Origin of the sequence: Pseudomonas sp. TWRC1-2 (assembly GCF_049896685.1) — a bacterium.
GTDB lineage: Bacteria > Pseudomonadota > Gammaproteobacteria > Pseudomonadales > Pseudomonadaceae > Aquipseudomonas.
Map to the genome: position 1 here is coordinate 60,176 of NZ_JAFCUU010000007.1, position 13,019 is coordinate 73,194.

The 13,019-nt window shown below is 59.8% G+C and carries 12 protein-coding genes and 1 pseudogene; 9 read left to right on the forward strand and 4 right to left on the reverse strand.

All coding sequences use genetic code 11. The features are described from left to right. The first annotated feature begins 108 nt into the window (after window positions 1-108). Window positions 109-567 carry a DUF721 domain-containing protein gene (locus ACP7B3_RS20490; RefSeq protein WP_106578374.1) on the forward strand — a complete coding sequence of 153 codons (459 nt, stop codon included), beginning with the start codon at window positions 109-111 and terminating at the stop codon, window positions 565-567. Here the strand turns inward: ACP7B3_RS20490 and ACP7B3_RS20495 are convergent, their stop codons facing one another. Continuing rightward, entirely contained in the window at window positions 568-2,046 is a 1,479-nt protein-coding gene (locus ACP7B3_RS20495) for a helicase HerA-like domain-containing protein (protein WP_145165375.1), read from the reverse strand. Window positions 2,047-2,250: 204 nt separating this feature from the next. Between ACP7B3_RS20495 and ACP7B3_RS20500 the strand changes: the two are divergent. Together ACP7B3_RS20500 and ACP7B3_RS20505 are read left to right on the forward strand one after the other, a co-directional pair. Further along, window positions 2,251-3,285: pseudogene (locus tag ACP7B3_RS20500) on the forward strand (cache domain-containing protein); the annotation flags it as partial. 93 nt (window positions 3,286-3,378) lie between these two features. Next, window positions 3,379-4,143, forward strand: a complete 765-nt coding sequence (locus tag ACP7B3_RS20505) for a methyl-accepting chemotaxis protein (protein WP_370004806.1) — start codon at window positions 3,379-3,381, stop codon at window positions 4,141-4,143. A gap of 36 nt (window positions 4,144-4,179) precedes the next feature. Here the strand turns inward: ACP7B3_RS20505 and ACP7B3_RS20510 are convergent, their stop codons facing one another. Both ACP7B3_RS20510 and purU read right to left on the reverse strand, forming a co-directional pair. Then, window positions 4,180-4,350 carry a hypothetical protein gene (locus ACP7B3_RS20510; protein ID WP_242199966.1) on the reverse strand — a complete coding sequence of 57 codons (171 nt, stop codon included), beginning with the start codon at window positions 4,348-4,350 and terminating at the stop codon, window positions 4,180-4,182. Window positions 4,351-4,428: 78 nt separating this feature from the next. Next, complete coding sequence (gene purU / locus ACP7B3_RS20515; RefSeq protein ID WP_005790961.1) at window positions 4,429-5,277, reverse strand: formyltetrahydrofolate deformylase; 849 nt, start codon at window positions 5,275-5,277, stop codon at window positions 4,429-4,431. A 349-nt stretch (window positions 5,278-5,626) separates the two neighbouring features. On the opposite strand from purU, the gene mvaT reads away from it, so the two are divergent. Further along, complete coding sequence (gene mvaT / locus ACP7B3_RS20520; protein ID WP_005790963.1) at window positions 5,627-6,001, forward strand: histone-like nucleoid-structuring protein MvaT; 375 nt, start codon at window positions 5,627-5,629, stop codon at window positions 5,999-6,001. Window positions 6,002-6,091: 90 nt separating this feature from the next. Here the strand turns inward: mvaT and sbcB are convergent, their stop codons facing one another. Further along, window positions 6,092-7,519 carry an exodeoxyribonuclease I gene (gene sbcB / locus ACP7B3_RS20525; RefSeq protein WP_426180518.1) on the reverse strand — a complete coding sequence of 476 codons (1,428 nt, stop codon included), beginning with the start codon at window positions 7,517-7,519 and terminating at the stop codon, window positions 6,092-6,094. 167 nt (window positions 7,520-7,686) lie between these two features. Here sbcB and ACP7B3_RS20530 point away from each other — a divergent pair, with 167 nt between their 5' ends. The 5 genes from ACP7B3_RS20530 to ACP7B3_RS20550 are packed head-to-tail and all read left to right on the forward strand — an operon-like array spanning window position 7,687 to window position 13,015. Then, on the forward strand, window positions 7,687-8,379 hold the full coding sequence (locus tag ACP7B3_RS20530) for an RDD family protein (RefSeq protein WP_426180520.1): 693 nt from the start codon (window positions 7,687-7,689) through the stop codon (window positions 8,377-8,379). Beyond that, window positions 8,376-9,356: a stage II sporulation protein M gene (locus tag ACP7B3_RS20535; protein WP_426180522.1), complete on the forward strand. Its 981-nt coding sequence runs from the start codon at window positions 8,376-8,378 to the stop codon at window positions 9,354-9,356. Before ACP7B3_RS20530 ends, ACP7B3_RS20535 begins: the two co-directional genes overlap by 4 nt. Then, window positions 9,343-10,869, forward strand: a complete 1,527-nt coding sequence (locus ACP7B3_RS20540; RefSeq protein ID WP_426180524.1) for a DUF4129 domain-containing protein — start codon at window positions 9,343-9,345, stop codon at window positions 10,867-10,869. The genes ACP7B3_RS20535 and ACP7B3_RS20540 overlap by 14 nt, the downstream gene beginning before the upstream one ends. Further along, window positions 10,866-12,023 carry a DUF4350 domain-containing protein gene (locus ACP7B3_RS20545; RefSeq protein WP_426180526.1) on the forward strand — a complete coding sequence of 386 codons (1,158 nt, stop codon included), beginning with the start codon at window positions 10,866-10,868 and terminating at the stop codon, window positions 12,021-12,023. The genes ACP7B3_RS20540 and ACP7B3_RS20545 overlap by 4 nt, the downstream gene beginning before the upstream one ends. After that, window positions 12,020-13,015, forward strand: a complete 996-nt coding sequence (locus ACP7B3_RS20550) for an AAA family ATPase (RefSeq protein ID WP_426180528.1) — start codon at window positions 12,020-12,022, stop codon at window positions 13,013-13,015. Before ACP7B3_RS20545 ends, ACP7B3_RS20550 begins: the two co-directional genes overlap by 4 nt. Window positions 13,016-13,019: the final 4 nt, after the last annotated feature.

Consider the following 13,019-nt stretch of genomic DNA (forward strand, 5'->3'; position numbering starts at 1 on the left):
GAAGTTACCTATTGATTTTACGAGCAAAGCGCTGCGTGACGCATTGGCTGGGGGGCACACAGGCGCTTTCTGCTAAGATGGCGGCTCTGTTACTTAAGGTGTCTAAACATGGCCTTTCGCCCTCTTACAGCCCGCGCGCCCAGCGTGTTGCTCCGCGAAGCCAAGCCGTTGAAAGCCATCTTCGGCCATGCGCAACGCTTGGGCCATTTGCAACGCCTGGTCGAAAGCCAGCTACAACCTGCCGCACGTGAACATTGCCATGTGGCGTCCTGGCGCGAAGGAAATTTGCTGTTAATTGTCACCGACGGTCATTGGGCGACCCGTTTGCGCTATCAGCAAAAACGCCTGCAGCGACAATTGATGGCCTTTGATGAATTTGCCAGTTTGACCCGTATCCAGTTCAAGGTGCAGCCGCCGACCGTGCAGCAAGGCGCGGTGGGGCACACCATCAACCTGTCGGTGAATGCGGCCGAAACCATTCAGGCAACGGCCGACGGGATCAGCGATCCGGGCTTGCGCGCGGCACTGGAGCGATTGGCCGCGCACGCCAAGCCCAAATCTGAATAGCTACTTACGCTTGCTGCCGCCGAGCAACGAGCCCAACAAACCCCGCACCAGCTGCCGGCCCATCTGATTGGCGGCCTGCTGCATGGCTGACTTGAGTGCCTTGCCGGCCGCGGTGCCCAGAAATGCCCCGGCCTTGTCGGTAAAGCTCGGTTCTTCGGCAGCAGGCGTGGCTGCCTCAGTCGGCCCGAGCTCCTTGCGCGCCATCAACACTTCATAGGCCGACTCTCGATCAATCGGCTTGTCATAGCGCCCCAGCAACGGCGAGCTGGCAATCAGCGCGGCGCGTTCGGTTTCGCTGAGCGGCCCGATGCGCGATTGCGGCGGCGCTACCAGCACGCGTTGGACTACTTCCGGCGTGCCCTTTTCCTGCAAGGTGCCCACCAGTGCCTCACCAGTGCCCAGCTCTGTGAGCACCGACAAGGTGTCGAATGCCGGGTTGGCCCGAAAGCCATCCGCTACCGCGCGCAGGGATTTCTGCTCTTTCGTGGTGAACGCCCGCAAGCCGTGCTGAATACGCAGACCAAGTTGCGCCAGGACCGTGTCAGGCAAATCAGCGGGGGATTGCGTGACAAAGTACACGCCGACACCCTTGGAGCGGATCAGGCGCACCACTTGCTCCAGTCGATCCTGCAGAGCCTTGGGCGTGTCGGCAAACAACAAATGCGCCTCATCGAAAAACAGCGCGAGCAACGGTTTGTCGGCATCCCCGCGCTCCGGCAACTGCTCGAACAGTTCGGCCAGCAGCCACAGCAGGAAAGTCGCGTACACCTTGGGCGCCTCGTGCACCAGCCGGCTGGCGTCGAGCAGATGGATTCGCCCTCGGCCGTCGCTGGCCGGCTGCAAAATATCTTCAAGCTGCAGGGCCGGCTCACCAAACAAGGCTTCAGCGCCCTGTTGTTCAAGCACCGCCAGGCGCCGCAACAGCGCCTGGCTGGAGCCGGTGGTCATCAGCGCGGCATCGTCACCCAGCAGCTGCGGGTGATAGCGCAGATGGTTGAGCAACGCCTTGAGGTCTTTGAGGTCGAGCAGCAGCAGGCCTTCGCGGTCCGCCACTTTGAAGGTCGCATAGAGTGCCGACTGCTGGCTGTCGGTGAGTTCCAACAGGCTGCCGAGCAATAAAGGTCCCATTTCGCTGATGGTCGTGCGAAGCGGATGACCCGACTGCCCGTGGATATCCCACAGCGTTACCGGATAAGCCTTCGCCGTGTAGTTAAGGAAGGGCATGCCCGCGATGCGCTCAGCCACTTTACCTTGAGGGTTCGCGGCAGCCCCCAGACCACACAGATCGCCTTTGATATCAGCGGCGAACACGGCCACACCCGCATCACTGAACGCTTCCGCCAGGCGCTGCAAGGTCACGGTCTTGCCGGTGCCCGTGGCGCCGGCAATCAGGCCGTGACGGTTGGCCAGGCGCATGGCCTGGGCGATGGGCTGGCCGTCCGGGCCGGCGCCAATAAGGAGTTGCGAGGAGTCAGGCATTTCGTCACCTTTGGTTAATCTTTAGTGCCGCAAGGTCGATACAGATAATTGTAAGACCCACAAAGTCTAAAAACAGGTCGGATGGCTCCTACAGGGACTCACAGAGCTATCACCAGAAGTACCACACCTTTTTTGACGCTGCCATTTTGCGCATCCCATGAGGACGCGCTTCGGATACCAAGACCTTAGCGGACCCTTCAAGCCATGAATAAAAACCTGCGCTTCAGCCACAAAATCCTGCTTGCAGCCGCCCTTATCGTCATCGCCGCCTTCGCATTGTTTACCCTCTACAACGACTACCTGCAACGCAACGCGATTCGCGACGACCTCAATAATTACCTGCATGAAATGGGCGACGTCACCGCCAGCAATATTCAAACCTGGCTCACCGGGCGCATAGCGCTGGTGGAAAACGCAGCACAGAACATTGCCATCAACCCTGAACCCGCCGTGGTCGCCGGCCTGCTGGAACAGAAAGCCCTGACGTCCTCGTTCATGGCCACCTACGTGGGCGACAGCAAAGGCGCCTTCACCATCCGCCCCGACACCAAGATGCCCGATGGCTTCGACCCAAGGGTGCGCCCCTGGTACAAGGGCGCCCAGTCCAGCAATGGTTCAACCCTGACTGAACCCTACATTGATGCCGCCACCGGGAAACTGATCATTTCGGTCGCCACCCCCAGCACCACCACAACTGGCCAGAGCACCGGCGTGGTTGGCGGCGACCTGAGTCTGCAAACGCTGGTGGATAACATTGGCGCGCTGAACTTCGGCGGCATGGGTTATGCGTTCTTGGTCAGTGCCGATGGCAAAGTGCTCGTGCACCCGGACAAAAACCTGGTGATGAAGACCCTGGCCGACATGTACCCCAATCACACGCCGAAGATCACTACTGACTTCAGTGAAGTTCAAGCCAACGGTAAAGACAACATCGTGACCTTTACACCGATCAAGGGCCTGCCCTCGGTGAACTGGTACCTGGGCATTTCGGTGGATAAAGACAAGTCGTTCGCCATGCTCAGCGAGTTCCGCAATTCGGCGATCATCGCCACGATCATCGCGGTGGTGATCATCATTGCGCTGCTGGGCATGCTCATCCGCGTGCTGTTGCAACCCCTGCACGTAATGACCCGCGCGATGCAGGACATCGCCGATGGCGAGGGCGACTTGACCCGCCGCCTGACCATCCAGAACAACGATGAGTTCGGCACGCTGGGCATTGCCTTCAACCGCTTCGTGGAGCGGATTCATACCTCGATCCGCGAAGTGTCCTCAGCCACCGAACAGGTCAACGAAGTGGCTTTGCGAGTGGTCAGTGCCTCCAATTCCTCGATGGTCAACTCCGACGAGCAGGCCAACCGCACCAACAGCGTCGCCGCCGCCATCAACGAACTGGGCGCTGCCGCCCAGGAAATCGCGCGCAACGCCGCACAAGCCTCCAGCCAGGCCAGCGATGCGCGGCACTTGGCCGAAGACGGCCAACAGGTTGTGGATCGCAATATCAAGGCAATGACCCAACTGTCAGCGATGATCAGTGCTTCGAGCAGCAATATAGAAGCGCTGAACAGCAAGACTGTGAACATCGGGCAAATTCTGGAGGTGATCACCAGCATCTCCCAGCAAACCAACCTGCTGGCACTGAACGCCGCCATCGAAGCGGCGCGTGCCGGGGAAGCCGGGCGCGGGTTTGCGGTCGTGGCCGATGAGGTGCGCAACCTGGCCCATCGCACTCAGGAGTCGGCGCAGCAAGTGCAGAAGATGATTGAGGAACTGCAAGTCGGCGCGCGCGACTCGGTCAGCACCATGAGTGAAAGCCAGCGCCACAGCCAGGACAGCGTGGAAATCGCCAACCTGGCCGGCGAGCGCTTGAACAGCGTGACCCAGCGCATTGGCGAGATCGACGGCATGAACCAGTCAGTGGCCACCGCCACCGAGGAGCAAACCTCGGTGGTGGAGTCGATCAACATGGACATTACCGAGATCAATACCCTCAACCAGGAAGGCGTGGAAAACCTGCAATCCACCCTGCGCGCCTGCACCGACCTGGAACAACAGGCCGCTCGCTTGAAACAGTTGGTGGGCAGTTTCCGAATCTGAGCCCAGTGCCCGCCGTTTTTTTAGAGCGGCGGGCCGTTATTTTTCCGGAGGCTCGGATTTGGCCTGTTCGCGCTCCCACAACTCAGCGGCACCCGGAAACTCGGTGCCGTCCTCAGCATCCAGGTCATCCGGGTCATATCGACTTAAACACCCCTCCCCCAGCGTCGCCGGGGCTTGGGAGGTGGCTTTGTCGAGTGGATCGCTCATTGATCAATCCCCAATAGCAGCAAAAAAAAAGGCCTGGGACGATTTAACGCCCAGGCCTGTGCTTCTTCAAGACCTGTATCAGAACACTACAGTCTTGTTGCCGTGCACGAGCACGCGATCTTCCAAGTGATAACGCAGGCCACGGGCCAGCACCATCTTCTCGACGTCACGGCCGAAACGCACCATGTCTTCAATGCTGTCGCTGTGGCTGACGCGTACCACGTCCTGCTCGATGATCGGGCCGGCGTCCAGTTCTTCGGTGACGTAGTGGCACGTTGCGCCAATCAGCTTCACGCCACGCAGGGAGGCCTGGTGGTATGGCTTGGCACCCACAAACGACGGCAGGAAGCTGTGGTGAATGTTGATCACCTTGCCGGCGTATTCGCGGCACAGTTCCGGCGGCAGAATCTGCATGTAGCGCGCCAGCACCACCACATCCGCTTCGTGCTGCTTGACCAGGCGGGAGACTTCGGCAAAGGCCGGCTCCTTGTCCTGCGGGTTGACCGGCACGTGGTAGTACGGGATGCCATGCCATTCGACCATGCTGCGCAGGTCGTCATGGTTGGAGATTACGCAAGCGATCTCGCAGTCCAGCTCATCACTGTGCCAGCGGTGCAGCAGGTCGGCCAGACAATGGGACTCGCGGCTGGCCATCAGCACGACACGTTTTTTCTGCTCGGTGTCGGTGATGTGCCAGGTCATCGAAAACTCTTCGGCGATCGGCGCAAACGCCTCACGAAAAGCTTCAAGACCAAAGGGCAGCGTGTCGGCACGAATTTCGTGACGCATGAAAAACCAACCGCTGAGATCGTCCGAGTGATGGCTCGCCTCGGTGATCCAGCCGTTGTGGGAGGCCAGAAAGTTACTGACTTTGGCAACGATGCCAACCCGGTCCGGGCAAGCAATCACCAGCCGAAAAGTGCGCATTAGGGGGAAACTCCAGAACTTCGCAAAGGCGGCCATTCTAGCGATTGCGCAGAAAAACTGCAGTATTCCTTACGGCTTATTCTGCCCCCACCCTCAGGCTACAGCCCTTAATAGCGTAAGGTTTTACCAACGCTATATGCGTGTCCAACGTGATGCACGGGCAATTGTCGGAAAATAAACGAGATTATCTTTACGTCTACCACCTACTAATTAACTCGATTGCGTAGCAGCGCTACAAACATTCAAAGTAATTCACATAAATGCATCCTTAAATGTTTACTTGGGGTTAGTGCCTGACTATTATTGGGCCACTCTCCTGCCAATCCGCGCTCTACATAAGGTAGTCCACATGTCTCTGATCAACGAATACCGTGCCACCGAAGAAGCTATCAAAGAGCTGCAAGCCCGTTTGAAGAACCTGTCCCAAGACGACAAGCTGCAAACCGAGCTGGAATTCGAAGGCAAACTGCGCACCCTGATGGGTGAATACTCCAAATCCCTGCGTGACATCATCGCGCTGCTGGATCCAGAGTCGAAAGTTAAAGCACCCCGCGGCGCTGTGAAAACTACCGGCACCAAGCGCGCTCGCAAGGTCAAGCAATACAAGAACCCACACAACGGTGAAGTGATTGAAACCAAAGGTGGCAACCACAAGACGCTGAAAGAGTGGAAAGCCAAGTGGGGCGGCGACGTGGTTGAAGGCTGGGCTACCCTGCTGGGCTAAGCCTGGTCGGGCTCTCGCCTGATAAGCGACACAATAAAAAACGCCAGCTTGCTGGCGTTTTTTATTGTCCGAATATTCTCCAATGCCTGACTACAGGTTCAGCCGGGCGGCTAAAGAGTCGGCATACTCCTGCCATTGATCCAGCACCTGACACTGAAACGATGTAGCACTAACAGCCAACTCCTCGCGCGCCTGTTTAAATGCCAACAGGGTAGTCGGCGCGCCCCACTCCGAACTCGACAACCGTTGCTGACAGAAAAGTTTCCAGCGCTGTTGCTCCTCGTTGTTCAAGGTGTCAGGAAAGTTACGCGCGCGGTAGCGGAATAATAATTCCGGCAAACGATGATCATCAAATGGCCACTGCTGATGCGCCAGATGTAAAGGCTCGGCTGCCCGGACTTGTTCGCATAAACGACGATCGCGATCACCAATAAAACCGTCATAGAGCTGCTGCTCGGGATCCGCACTCGGCGCAAAATCTTCCTCGGCATAAATAGCCGCCAACTTATCGCGCCAAACTTCGTGTGCGTCAGTTAGTCGCAGTGCACGTGCCTGGCACGTGTCCATATCCAATTGAAGTCGCTCGCGGTCCTGCGCCCGCAGCACGTTCAATGGGGCAACGACCGGGCAGCGGTTGATATGCACTAACTTGAGCGGCACTGGCAGTTCGCCTTCCGCCAGGTCGCCACGGCGCGTGTAGAGGCGCTGGCGCAAGGTATCGGCGTCCAGCTCCAGCAACCCCTGCGGGTCCAGCCCAAGGTCACAGACGATCAATGCATTGCGATTGCGCGGGTGCCAGGCCAGCGGCAGCACCACGCCCAAGTAGTGACGCTCGGCGGAAAAGCGTCCGGATATATGGACCATCGGTTGCAGCAGGCGTACCTGATCCATTACCCGCTGCTTGCTGCGCAGTTGAAACAGCCACTCATACAACTTGGGCTGTTTCTCGCGGACCAGACGCGCCAGGGCGATCGTGGCTCGCACGTCCGACAAGGCGTCGTGGGCCTGGCCATGATCGATTCCGTTGGCGGCGGTCAAACGCTCAAGCTTGAGGGTGACGCGCCCATCCTGCTCTGGCCAGACGATCCCTTCCGGGCGAAGTGCGTAGGCCGTGCGCACCACATCGATCAAATCCCAGCGACTGTTGCCGCCCTGCCATTCACGGGCGTAAGGGTCGAAAAAGTTGCGATACAAACTGTAGCGCGTCATTTCATCGTCAAAACGCAACGTGTTGTAACCGGCACCGCAAGTGCCCGGTGCGGCCAGTTCGGCATGCACTCGGGTCATGAAGTCGGCTTCGGCCAGGCCTTTGTCCGCCAGAACGTCAGGGGTGATGCCGGTGATCGCGCAGGCGGCCGGATGAGGCAGGATATCGTCGCTGAGCTGGCAATAAAGGTTGACCGGCGGGCCGATCTCGTTGAGTTCGAGGTCGGTACGAATACCGGCAACCTGAAGCGGGCGATCGCTGCGCGGATTGATGCCGGTGGTTTCATAGTCGTACCAGAAAATGGAGGTCACGGGTTATTCCTGTGCTGAAGACCGGCAAAGTCTAGGCGCTGTTGGCCGTCCGGGGCCAGTGATACCTTGGCTGTACAAATATCCAGCAAAACCTTGAATGGTTGCTTCCACCGGCGACACTGCTAGCATCCGTGTCTCTTAGCCGCTTCGCACTGCCAGGGATCGCAATGCCGAAAAAACCTTTGGATACCCGCTACCAGATCGAGACCCCTGAAGGCATAGATCTGCCCTTGCGCCCGGCAGACCTGCCGCCGCGGGTACTGGCCTTTGCTTTCGACCTGGGCTTGCGTGGCTTGGTCATGGGCATCCTGCTCGTGCCGCTGGCCCTGTTGGGCAATATTGGTATTGGCCTGGGTTCATTGCTGCTGTTTCTGGTCAGCTGGTGGTACATGGTCTTGTTCGAAGTGCTCAATCAAGGCTGCTCTCCAGGCAAGCAGGTCATGGGCCTGCGGGTCGTACAGGACGATGGCACGCCTGTCGGCTGGTCCGCCTCGCTGATCCGCAACCTCCTGCGCTTTGTCGACATGCTGCCCTTCGGCTACTTCCTCGGCGCCATCAGTTGCCTGCAACACCCTCATTTCAAACGGCTCGGCGACCTCGCCGCCGGCACCCTGGTGATCTACCGCGAACAATCACTGGCCCGCCCCCGGATACCCCAAGCGGCTGCGTTGCGCCTGCCCTTCGCCCTTGACCTGAGCGAGCAGCGCGCCATTCTCGGCTTCGCCGAACGCCAGGGCGAACTCTCTACCGAACGGGTGCATGAACTGGCGTCCATCCTCGCGGCCCCTCTGCAAGTGTCCCCTGCACGCGCCGTAGAGCAACTCAATGGTGTGGCCCGTGGCTTGTTGGGGCCGACATGAAGCAGAGCCTGTTCGAAAGCCGTCACCAGCCCCAGTGGCAAGCCTTTGAAGCGCAACTGACACAGTTGGAGCAAGGCAAGGCCAAGGCCAGCGACGTGGCGGACTTCCCCCATCACTATCGACGCCTGTGCCAGCACCTCGCGCTGGCACAGGCGCGTGGCTACAGCAGTTATCTGGTAGATCCGCTGCAGCAATTGGCCCTGCGCGGCCACCAGCAGCTCTATCGCCATCGCAGTCAATTGGGAGCGAAGGTTCTGAGCTTCGTCCTGGCCGACTTCCCGCGCCTGGTACGAGAGCAATGGCGCTTCGTGTTAATCGCCGGCCTGTTGTTTTTCGGCAGCCTGCTGGGAATAGCCCTGCTGGTTTACCTGTTTCCCGACCTGATCTACAGCATCGTCAGCGCCCAGCAGGTCGCCGAGATGCAAAGCATGTACGACCCCGCTGCCAGCCGCCTTGGGCGCGCCGCCGAGCGAGCCTCCAGCGAAAACTGGATGATGTTCGGCTACTACGTGATGCACAACATCGGCATCGCCTTCCAGACCTTTGCAGCCGGTTTGCTGTTTGGCCTGGGCAGCGTGTTTTTTCTGATTTTCAACGGTTTGATCATCGGCGCAATCTGCGGCCATCTCACCGAAATTGGCTATGGCCAGACCTTCTGGTCGTTTGTCATCGGCCACGCTGCATTCGAGCTGACCGCCATCGCCTTGGCCGGCGCTGCGGGTTTGCAACTGGGGTGGTCGCTGATCGCTCCGGGACCGCTCGCTCGCAGCGAATCCCTGCGGTTGGCGGCGCGCAAAAGCGTGCAGATGCTCTGCGGTGTGATGGTGTTCCTGCTGATCGCTGCGTTGATAGAGGCGTATTGGTCTTCCACCACCGCTATCACACCTTGGATCAAATACCTGGTGGGCGCCGCGCTTTGGCCGCTGGTGGCCGCTTACCTGATTCTTGCAGGGCGGGCTCACCATGCGCCTGAGTGACGCCAGCGTGGTAATTCGCCCCCGCACTGCCTGGGAGGCCATGGACCTTGGCGTGTTGATGGCCAGGGAGCATCGCTGGCTGTTGATGAGCAGTTGGGCGCTGGTGAGCTTGCCGGTATTCGCCTTGCTCACCGTGTTGTTATGGGAGTCTCCCTTTGCCGCTGTTTTTCTGTTCTGGTGGCTCAAACCGGCGTTCGATCGGCTGCCGTTGTACATCCTGTCCAAGGCACTGTTTGGTGAAACACCCAGCGTCAAACAAGCCGTGCGCCATTGGCCGCGACTGTTAAAAAGCCAGCTGCTGGTCAGCCTGACCTGGCGGCGTCTGAGCCTGAGCCGCAGTTTCGTGCTGCCAGTGAGCCAACTCGAAGGCCTGGGTGGCCAGGCGCGTCAACACCGCCTCGGCGTGCTGTTACAACGCAACGCAGGGGCTGCGCGCTGGCTGACAATCATTGGCATGCACCTGGAAATCGGCCTGTGGTTTGGCTGCATGGCGCTGTTCTACCTCTTCATTCCTGAACAACTTGAACGGGATTGGGACTGGCAACGACTAGTGCTCGCCACCCGTTCGCAAGGGCTGTGGCTGGCGCATCTGGGCAACGCGTTCTATGCGCTGATATTGGTGTTCTGGGAGCCTATCTACGTCGCCTGCGGTTTCAGCCTATACCTCAACCGCCGTACCGTGCTGGAGGCCTGGGACCTGGAACTGGTATTCCGGCGTTTACGCCAGCGCCTGGGCAGCGTGGCGACGCTACTGCTGTTGGCGGTCGGACTGATGCTGCAGGCCAGCCCACAGGTCATGGCGGATGAGTCCAGTAGCCCAAAGCAACTGAGCACCCCGGCTGCGAGTCAATCCATCAAGACCCTGCTGGCCCTCCCCCCGTTTAAAAACCCGGAAACCGTCACCCGCTATCGCTTCGGCGAAGACCAGCCTGCGGCCAAAGGCACCGCGCACGGTGATGGCAAATTACCCGGATGGCTACAGGCACTGCTCGATCACCTCAACAGCAACACCTTCAGACACCTAGGCCAGGGATTGGAAATACTCCTGTGGAGCCTGTTGATTGGAGGCCTCGCGTTGCTCGGTTGGCACTACCGCGACGGGTTGCAGGCTTTTGTCAGTCGGCGCGCAATCAGTCAACCCAGGGTTACCAAGCCCGCTCCAACGCAGTTATTCGGCCTGGAACTGGGCATAGACACTTTGCCCGGGGACATCGCCAGCACTGCCGAACACTTATGGCCCACACAACCACGGCAAGCCCTCAGCCTTCTGTACCGAGGCCTGCTCAGCCACCTGTTGCATGACTACAACATGCCACTGAAAACCGCCGACACCGAAGGCCAGGTCCTGGAGCGTGTTCACCAATTACAACAACCACAGCTGCTGGTGTTCAGTGATGAGCTGACACGCCACTGGCAGAACCTGGCCTACGGCCACCGGCTGCCCCCGCTCGCCGCCCAGCAAAAGCTCTGCAGCGACTGGCGTGCGTTGTTCAAGTCGGACGCCGGGCAATGAACCGCCTGTTACTGTGGGCAGGTGTACTGCTGGCGTGCCTGCTGGGGGCCGGTGCATTTTATGCCTGGCACAAGGCGATCCCTTATGACGAAGTGGTTGATCGCGGCCCATCGCCCCAAGCGCGGGAGAATCCCTATTTGGCGGCCGAGTACTTTCTGCACCAGCAAGGCCTGAGCGTCGAGCATGCCAATAGCCTTGAACACCTCGCTCACCTCCAGCCAAAAGGCCACAGCCTTCTGCTGTTGGGTGATCGCGCCAACATGACCCCACGCCAAGTGGATCAACTGCTGGAGTGGGCGAAGTCCGGTGGCCATTTGCTGGTGGTCGCCGAAGCGCTGTGGGATGAAGAGACAGGTAAAAGCGGCGACCTGCTGCTTGATCGGTTGAACATCCACCAGACATTGAGCGAAACCTTCGATGAACCAGCCACGACGCGCAAAAAGAAAACGCCGGACCTGACCAAACTCTACGTCGACAATGAAACCGCCCCGGCGTACTTCAGTTTCGATACCGACTTCAACCTCACCGATCCCAAACACCTGGCACAGTTTTCAGCCAACAGCGCCAAATCCAGCCACCTCATGCAACGCAATCTCGGGCATGGCACCGTAACCGTGGTAACCGACAGCGAGCTGTGGAAAACCCCGGGCATCGGCCAACACGATAACGCCTGGCTGCTGTGGTACCTCAACCAAGGTACTGACGTGACCTTGTTGTTCAACAGCGACGTAGACAGCCTGTTGACCCTGTTGATGCGCTATTTCCCCCAAGCCTTGGTGGCACTCCTGGCGCTGATTGCCCTGGCACTCTGCCAGACCGGCATGCGCCAGGGCCCGATCCAGGCGCCTGCGCCCAGGGCACGTCGGCAGTTGCAGGAGCATTTGAAGGCCAGCGCCGATTTCCTGCTGCGTCGCACCGGCCAGGGCACGCTCTTGCACGCCCTGCAGCGTGACATTCAGCGCGCTGCCCGCCGACGTCACCCTGGCTTTGAACACCTCGACACCGCTCAACAGTGGCAGGTACTCGAACGCCTGACGCGCCAACCCTCCCACATCATCAGCCAGGCCCTAGGCCCACTCCCGGCAAAACGGCTCACCAGCGCCGATTTCAGCCGTCAGGTGGCATGCCTGCAAACCCTCAGGAATGCCCTATGAGCGAACTCCCAGCAGCCACTGCCCCTACCGCCGAAAGCCTTCAACACGCCAGTCAGCAGGCACAGGCCCTGCGCGTTGAACTGCGCAAGGCGGTGGTTGGCCAGGATCAGGTGATCGACGACGTACTGACCGCGCTGATCGCTGGCGGGCATGTCCTGCTCGAAGGCGTACCCGGCCTGGGCAAGACGTTGCTGGTGCGTGCCCTGGCGCGTTGCTTTGGTGGCGATTTCGCACGTATCCAGTTCACACCGGACCTGATGCCCAGCGATGTCACCGGCCACGCCGTGTATGACCTGCACACCGAGCAGTTCAAGCTGCGCAAGGGGCCGCTGTTCACTCACTTGCTGCTGGCCGATGAAATCAACCGCGCTCCGGCCAAGACTCAAGCCGCCTTGCTTGAAGCCATGCAGGAGCGCCAAGTCACTCTCGAAGGCGAGGCGCTGCCTATCGGTCAGCCCTTCATGGTGCTGGCGACTCAGAACCCTATCGAACAGGAAGGTACTTACCCCCTGCCCGAAGCCGAACTCGACCGTTTCATGCTCAAGGTGCGCATGGACTACCCCGATGCTCGGCAAGAACTGGAGATGGTGCGCGAAGTGACTCGCTCGTCCCGGGCAGACATGCTCGACGTGCACCCGCTACGTACGGTGCTGCAGGCCCAGGACGTGTTGCACCTGCAGCAGGTTGCAAGCGAACTGGCGCTGGATGAGCAAGTCCTCGACTACGCCGTGCGCCTGGCGCGAGCCACCCGCACGTGGCCTGGGCTGGCCATCGGCGCCGGCCCTCGGGCCTCCATCGCCCTGGTTCGCGGGGCACGGGCACGCGCTTTGTTGCGTGGCGGTGAATTCGTCACCCCTGACGATATCAAGGGGTGCGCGCTGGCTGTACTGCGTCACCGGGTGCGCATTGCGCCGGAACTGGACATCGACGGGCTCGAGGTAGACCAAGTGCTCCAGCAACTGCTGGACCAGATCGCGGCGCCCCGGCAGTGACTCG

Bases quoted from the DNA above. Each gene is read 5' to 3' on its own strand.
- purU (WP_005790961.1), bottom strand. From the start codon at position 5,277: ATGCGCACTTTTCGGCTGGTGATTGCTTGCCCGGACCGGGTTGGCATC.
- mvaT (WP_005790963.1), top strand. From the start codon at position 5,627: ATGTCTCTGATCAACGAATACCGTGCCACCGAAGAAGCTATCAAAGAG.
- ACP7B3_RS20540 (WP_426180524.1), top strand. From the start codon at position 9,343: ATGCGCCTGAGTGACGCCAGCGTGGTAATTCGCCCCCGCACTGCCTGG.
- ACP7B3_RS20545 (WP_426180526.1), top strand. From the start codon at position 10,866: ATGAACCGCCTGTTACTGTGGGCAGGTGTACTGCTGGCGTGCCTGCTG.
- ACP7B3_RS20490 (WP_106578374.1), top strand. From the start codon at position 109: ATGGCCTTTCGCCCTCTTACAGCCCGCGCGCCCAGCGTGTTGCTCCGC.
- ACP7B3_RS20495 (WP_145165375.1), bottom strand. From the start codon at position 2,046: ATGCCTGACTCCTCGCAACTCCTTATTGGCGCCGGCCCGGACGGCCAG.
- ACP7B3_RS20550 (WP_426180528.1), top strand. From the start codon at position 12,020: ATGAGCGAACTCCCAGCAGCCACTGCCCCTACCGCCGAAAGCCTTCAA.
- ACP7B3_RS20505 (WP_370004806.1), top strand. From the start codon at position 3,379: ATGGTCAACTCCGACGAGCAGGCCAACCGCACCAACAGCGTCGCCGCC.
- ACP7B3_RS20530 (WP_426180520.1), top strand. From the start codon at position 7,687: ATGCCGAAAAAACCTTTGGATACCCGCTACCAGATCGAGACCCCTGAA.
- ACP7B3_RS20510 (WP_242199966.1), bottom strand. From the start codon at position 4,350: ATGAGCGATCCACTCGACAAAGCCACCTCCCAAGCCCCGGCGACGCTG.
- ACP7B3_RS20535 (WP_426180522.1), top strand. From the start codon at position 8,376: ATGAAGCAGAGCCTGTTCGAAAGCCGTCACCAGCCCCAGTGGCAAGCC.